The organism is Rhodococcus sp. NPDC057014 (assembly GCF_042673295.1).
Classification (GTDB): domain Bacteria; phylum Actinomycetota; class Actinomycetes; order Mycobacteriales; family Mycobacteriaceae; genus Rhodococcus_F.
Genome location: NZ_JBHUSF010000411.1, coordinates 1 through 6478, shown reverse-complemented (window position 1 = coordinate 6478; position 6478 = coordinate 1). Strand labels below are relative to the sequence as shown.

Here is a 6478-nt window from a genome sequence, read left to right as displayed (position 1 = left end):
ACGTCGCGTTCCACGACTCGACCACCAACCCCCGCTCAGCCGCGCCCAGAACCTCCACATCCCCCACCGCGATGTCCGGATCCCCGGCGATCGTCGCGAGGATCCGGGCCAGGCGGTCGGCGAGCGCGGTGACGGTGACCCGGTCGAGGATCGCCGGCTGGTAGCGCAGACTCAGCCGCAGTCGCGGTTCGACGATCGTGAGCAGCGTGACCGGGTAGTGCGTGGCGTCTCGGGCATCGAGACCGGTTACCCGCACGCCACCGATGTCGGTGCTCTCGTCCAGTCCGGACGTGTCGATCGGGTACGACTCGAACACCGACAGCGTGTCGAACAGGTTGCCCAGACCCACCAGCGACTGAATGTCGCCGAGGCCGAGGTGATGGTGGTCGAGCAGGGCCGTCTGCTCGTCCTGCAGGCGGGCGAGCAGTACCGCGATGCTCTCGTCCGGGTCCAGCCGCACGCGCACCGGCACCGTGTTGATGAACAGTCCCAGCATGTTCTCGACACCGGACAGTTGCGGCGGACGTCCGGACACGGTGGCCCCGAACACCACGTCGTCACGGGAGACCAACCGGGACAACAGCACACCCCACGCGGCCTGGATCACCGTGTTCATCGTGACACGCGCGCGTTCGGCCGTTGTCGCGAGCCCGTCGAGAATCCCGGAGGGCAGGTCGACGTCGAGTTCGTGGGGCACACCGTAGAGCGCCGCGGACGCGTGCGGCGCGACCAGCGTCGGCTCCTCGACACCGTCGAGTGCTCGTTCCCAGGCCAGGGCCGACGCTTCCGTGTCCCGGCTCGCGACCCATTCCAGGTACGTGCGGTACGAGGGCGGCTCCGGCAGTCCGGCCGGGTCGCCGCCGGAGGCGTAGCGGACCAGTAGTTCCCGCACCAGCAGCGGCATCGACCAGCCGTCGAGGACGATGTGGTGGTTCGTGATCGACAGGACGAAACTGCTTGGAGCGGTGTGGAACAGCGTCAGGCGGAGCAGAGGTGGCCGGGCGAGATCGAATCGGGCACTGCGGTCCTCGTCGAGCAGTCGCGCAAGTTCCGACTCGGTTCCGGCGATGGTGAGATCGACCTCCCTCCACGGCACCTCCACCGCGGCGAGAACGATCTGCGCGGGTACCCCGTCGTCGTAGACGAACGCGGTGCGCAGATTCGCGTGGCGAGCCAGTAGTCCTGCGGCGGCCGCCCGCAGGCGCATCGTGTCGACCTCGCCCTCGAAATCGATCCGCAGTTGGGCCGTGTAGACGTCCATCGACTCCGCTGCCAGCGAGGCATGGAACAGGAACCCCGACTGCAGCGGCGACAGCGGCCACACGTCCTGCAGTGTCGGGAACCGCCCCTCCCAGCGGTCGATCTGCTGCTGGTTCGCCGGGACCAGCGGAAGGTCGGACGGTGTCAGCCCGCCCGCGTCCCGTCGTGCCGTGTGCGCGGCGAGACCCTCCAGGGCACGGCGCCACAGTTCCGCGAACGCCGCGACCTCGGTCTCGGGGAGGACACCGGTCGGGAACGCGAACGACGCCCGTAGCCGGGGCCCGTCGGGGGTGTCGGAGACGAAGGCGTTGATGTCGATCACGGACGCGACGGGCATGTCGCGGTTTCTGGTGCCGCCGAGTGTGCTCTCCACCGGCAGCCAGTCGTCGCCTCCGCCGGAGAGAGTCACCCGCCCGAGATAATTGAAACTGACCTGCGGAGAGCGGAATCCGCGGAGCGACTTCGACGTCTCGTCGTCCAGGTAGCGGAGCAGTCCGAAGCCGATGCCGTGGTCCGGGATCGCGAGCAACTGTTCCTTGACGGTCTTGACCGCCTGCCCCGCCGCGGCGCCGCCAGCCAGCGCGTCGTCGACATCGAGTCCGGTGAGATCCAATCGCGCCGGATACACGGTGGTGAACCATCCGACGGTGCGGGAGAGGTCCGCGCCCGGGACGATCTGCTCCTCGCGGCCGTGGCCTTCGAGGGTGAGCAGCGCGTCTGACACGGCGGCGCCGCGTTCCCGTCGCCAGGCGATCAGTGCCAGGGCGACCGCGGTGAGCAACCCGTCGCCCACAGTCCCGTGGAATGCCTCGGGCAGTGTGGTGAGCAGGGCATGGGTCACCGCCGACGGCACGTCGACCGTGACGGTGCCGACGGTCGCGTCCACATCGATCGCGGGATCCAGCGGGCGCGAACCGATCAGCGGATCGGGGCCGTCGAGGATCTTCTCCCACGACGCGAGTTCACCCGTCCTGGTCCGCGCGGCCTCGGCCAGTCCGTGCGACCAGCGTCGCATCGACGTTCCGATTGCCGGCAACGACGGTGTGAGACCGGCCTGGAGTCGGCCGGCCGCCGACGCGAGGTCGGCCACGAGAATCCGCCAGGAGACACCGTCGACCACCAGGTGGTGCACCACCACGAGCAGTCGCCCGACGTCGTCCGGGACGTCGAACCAGACCACCCGCACCATGCGGGCGGCGGCCGGGTCCAGGTGGTCCGCCGCGGCATCGAGTTCGGCGCCGGCGAGTGCGGTGAAGTCTTCGCCCCGCACCGCGTCGACTGGCACCCGGCGGACGTCCGCCGGTACCGAACCCGCAGGCAGCACGTCCATGCCGTCCGCGGACACACGCGCCCGGAGCATGTCGTGCCGGTCCAGTACCGCCTCGACGGCGCCGACGAGCATCTCGTGAGTGAGACCGTCGGGGGCCGCCAGCAGCAATGCCTGCGAGAACCTGTCGAGCCGTCCGCCGCTGCGCTCGAACATCCAGCGCGCGACGGGTGTCAGCGGCAGGGGGCCGACGCCACCGCCCGACAACTCGCCGAGAGCGACCCTGCCGTCGCGGTCGAATCGAGCGGCAGCGGCGAGGCCGGAGATGGTTCGGTGGTCGAATACGTCTCGGGGAGAGAGGATCACACCGGCCGCCCGGGCTCGGGCCACCAACTGGATGGACAGGATGCTGTCGCCGCCGAGGGCGAAGAACGAATCGTCCGCGCCGACCGAATCGAGTCCGAGCACGTTCTCGAACAGTCCGGCGAGAAGTTCCTCGGTCTCGGTCTGCGGCGGCCGGCTTCCGGATCCGGTGAAGTCGGGTGCCGGAAGCGCTGTGCGGTCGAGCTTTCCGTGGACCGTCAGGGGAAGGGAGTCGAGTACCACCAGTGCGGCCGGGACCATGTACGACGCCAACCGGCCGGCGACGAAGTCGAGGACTGCCCGCGAATCGATCGTCGCACCGGATTCGGGCACCACGTACCCGATCAGCCGGTCGCCTCCGCCGTCGGCGTTCCACACGCTCGCCGCCGCGTGGGCGACGGAGTCGTGGGTGAGCAGCGTCGACTCGACCTCGCCGAGTTCGATCCGGAAGCCCCGAATTTTCACCTGGGAATCGGTCCGCCCGAGGTACTCCAACTGGCCGTCGGGAAGCCAGCGCGCCCGGTCCCCGGTGCGGTACATCCGGCTTCCCGGCACTCCGAACGGATCGGCGACGAAACGTTCGGCGGTGAGCGGGTACCGCCGGCGGTATCCGCGCGCGAGGGCGGGACCTGCGAGATACAACTCGCCCGCGACACCGGCAGGTACCGGGTGCAGTCGTGAGTCCAGCACGGTCTCGGCGAAACCGAGGGTGGGTGTGCCGATGGTGACCGGTTCGCCCGGCACCAGTTGGTCGCTGATACTCGACACGACTGTCGCCTCGGTCGGCCCGTACGCGTTGAACATGCGCCTGCCCGGCGCCCACCGGGCGACCAGTTCGGGCGGACACGCCTCACCGCCGGTCACGACACACTCGAGGGCGGTCAGACCCGCGGGGTCGACCGACGCGAGCGCCGCCGGAGTGACGAAGCAGTGCGTGACCCGCTCGGTTTCGAGCAACTGCGCCAGTTCGGCGCCGCCGTATACGGACGGTGGTGCGATCACCATCGTCGCTGCCGCGCCGATCGCCAGCAGCAGTTCGAGGACGGACGCATCGAAACTCGGTGACGCGAAGTGCAGGGTCCGGGATTCGGGCGTCGTGCCGAACGTCTCCCTCTCCTGTGCCGCGAAGGCGGCGAGACCGCGGTGGGTGGTGATCACGCCCTTGGGTGTGCCCGTCGACCCCGACGTGTAGATGAGGTACGCCGGATTGTCGGCCCGGATGGGCGCGATCCGGTCGTCGTCGGTGATCGCCGACGCCGGATGGTGCGATAGATCGTCCTCGATGCCGGGGGCGTCCAGCACCAGCCACGGCACCCCGTCGGGCAGTGCGCCACGCTGCGCGGACCCGGTCAGCCCGCACACGGCGCCGGAGTCGGTGAGCATGTACTCGATCCGCGCCGGCGGGTGATTCGGGTCCACGGGGAGGAACGCCGCCCCCGATTTCGCGATCGCCCAGACGGCCAATACGGACTCGACGGACCGCGGGATGCACAGCGCGACCACCGACTCGGGTCCGATACCGCGTTCGATCAGCATGCGGGCCAGCCGGTTCGAACGCTGGTCGAGTTCTGCGTACCGCACCGAACTCCCGGCGAAGATCAGCGCCGTGGCCTCCGGATCGTGCGCGACCGCGTCGGCCATCAGGTTCGGCAGCGTCCGCGGCGCGACGGCCGCACCCCCCGGCACCGGGGTGAGCAGGGCGCGCTCCAAAGATCCGAGGATATCGACGTCGCCGACCAGGGCGCCGGGGTCGGCGGTGACCGCCGCGAGGATGCGCACGAGTCGTTCCGCGAACCCGATCACCGTGTCCTCGTCGAAGAGGTCGGTCGCGTAGCCGAGTCCCGCGACGATGCCTGCCGGGTTGCCGTGTTCGTCGAACTGCTCGGCCAGGGTCCATTGCAGATCGAAGTTGGCGGTGTCGATCTCGTAGTCGATGTTCCGGACCTGCAGGTCCGGCAGTTCCAGTGTGGGACGCTCGATGTCCTGGAACTCGAGCATCACCTGGAACAGCGGCGCGTACGCCGTCACCCGGGACGGGCTCAGTACCTCCACCACCCGCTCGAACGGAACCTCCGCGTGCGTGAAGGCACCCAGATCGGTTTCCCGGACGCGACCGAGGAATTCGGCGAAGGTGTCGCCGCCGTCGACGTGGGTGCGCAGGACGAGGGTGTTGACGAACATGCCGACCACGTCGTCGAGTTCGCGTTCGCCGCGACCTGCGATCGGCGTCCCGACGGCAATGTCGTCCGCGCCGCTCACGCGTGCGAGCACGACCGCCAGCGCGGCATGCAACGTCATGTATACCGTGGTGGTGTGTTCCCGCGCCAGCCTCGCGACACCCGCATGAATGTCCGGGTCGATCACGAACTCGACGTGACCGCCGCGAAGGGACCGGACGGCGGGCCGGGGACGGTCGGTGGGCAGCTCCAGCAGTTCGGGCAGGTCCGACAGCGTGGTGGTCCAATAGGCGAGCTGCCGCGAGATGGGCGACTTCTCATCGGATTCCGATCCCAGCCACTCCCGCTGCCACAGCGCGTAGTCGGCGTATTGCACGTCCAGGGGCGCCCAGTCCGGGGCGGACCCAATCGCTCGGGACGCATACGCGGCCATGACGTCCCGGGCCAGCGGTGCCATCGAGAAGCCGTCGGCGGCGATGTGATGCACCACCACCGCGAGCACGTGCACGTTGTCGTCGAGCCGGAACAGTCGCGCGCGCAGCGGCAATTCCGTGGTGACGTCGAATCCGGCGGACAGCAGTGTCAGTGATTGTTCGCGGAGGTCCACTTCACTCGACACACTGACCGGAGTGAGGTCGGGTACCGCACTCGCCGCGGGCAGGATCACCTGGCGGGGGCCGTCGTCGGCGAGGGGAAAGACGGTGCGCACGGCCTCGTGTCGTTCGATGACGTCGGCGACCGCCGTCTGGAGCGCCGACACGTCGAGCCGGCCCTCGAGTCTCAGCGCGAACGCGACGTTGTAGGCGGAGGAGGAGGTGTCGAACTGGTTGACGAACCACATGCGCTGCTGGGCCGGCGACACGGGAACTTGCGCGGTGCCCTCCCTCGGTTTCAGCGGGGGGCGGGCCTCGAGCCCGTCCTGCGACTCGGCCAGCAGGGCCAGACCCGCGACGGTGGGGGCGTCGAACACGTCGCGTAGTCCGATGCGGTCCCCGACGACCGCATTGATCCGGGCCACCAATCGGGTGGCGATCAGCGAGTTCCCACCGAGGTCGAAGAAGTTGTCGTGTGCGCCCACCCTGTCGAGTCCCAGCAGGTCGGCGCAGACGGCGGCCACGATCTCCTCGATGGGAGTACGAGGTGCCACGAAACCTTCGGCCATGCTGCCGAAGTCGGGTGTCGGCAACGCCTTCCGATCGAGTTTGCCGTTCACCGTCACCGGCAACTCGGGCAACACCACCACCACCGACGGCACCATGAACCCCGGCAACACCGCCGCCGCCGACTCCCGCACCACCCGCTCGTCCACCACCATCCCGGCCACCGGCACCACATACCCCGCCAGATACTCCCCCGCCACCCCATCACCACGCAGCACCACCACCGCCTGCGCCACCTCCACCCGGCGCAG

Annotated in this window: 1 protein-coding gene; it reads right to left on the bottom strand. The window is 69.2% G+C overall.

Annotated elements, in window-relative coordinates; translation table 11 throughout:
* Positions 1-6478, bottom strand: a 6478-nt coding sequence (locus tag ACFTZB_RS41215; protein WP_378441047.1) for an amino acid adenylation domain-containing protein, incomplete at both ends; no start/stop codon positions are given.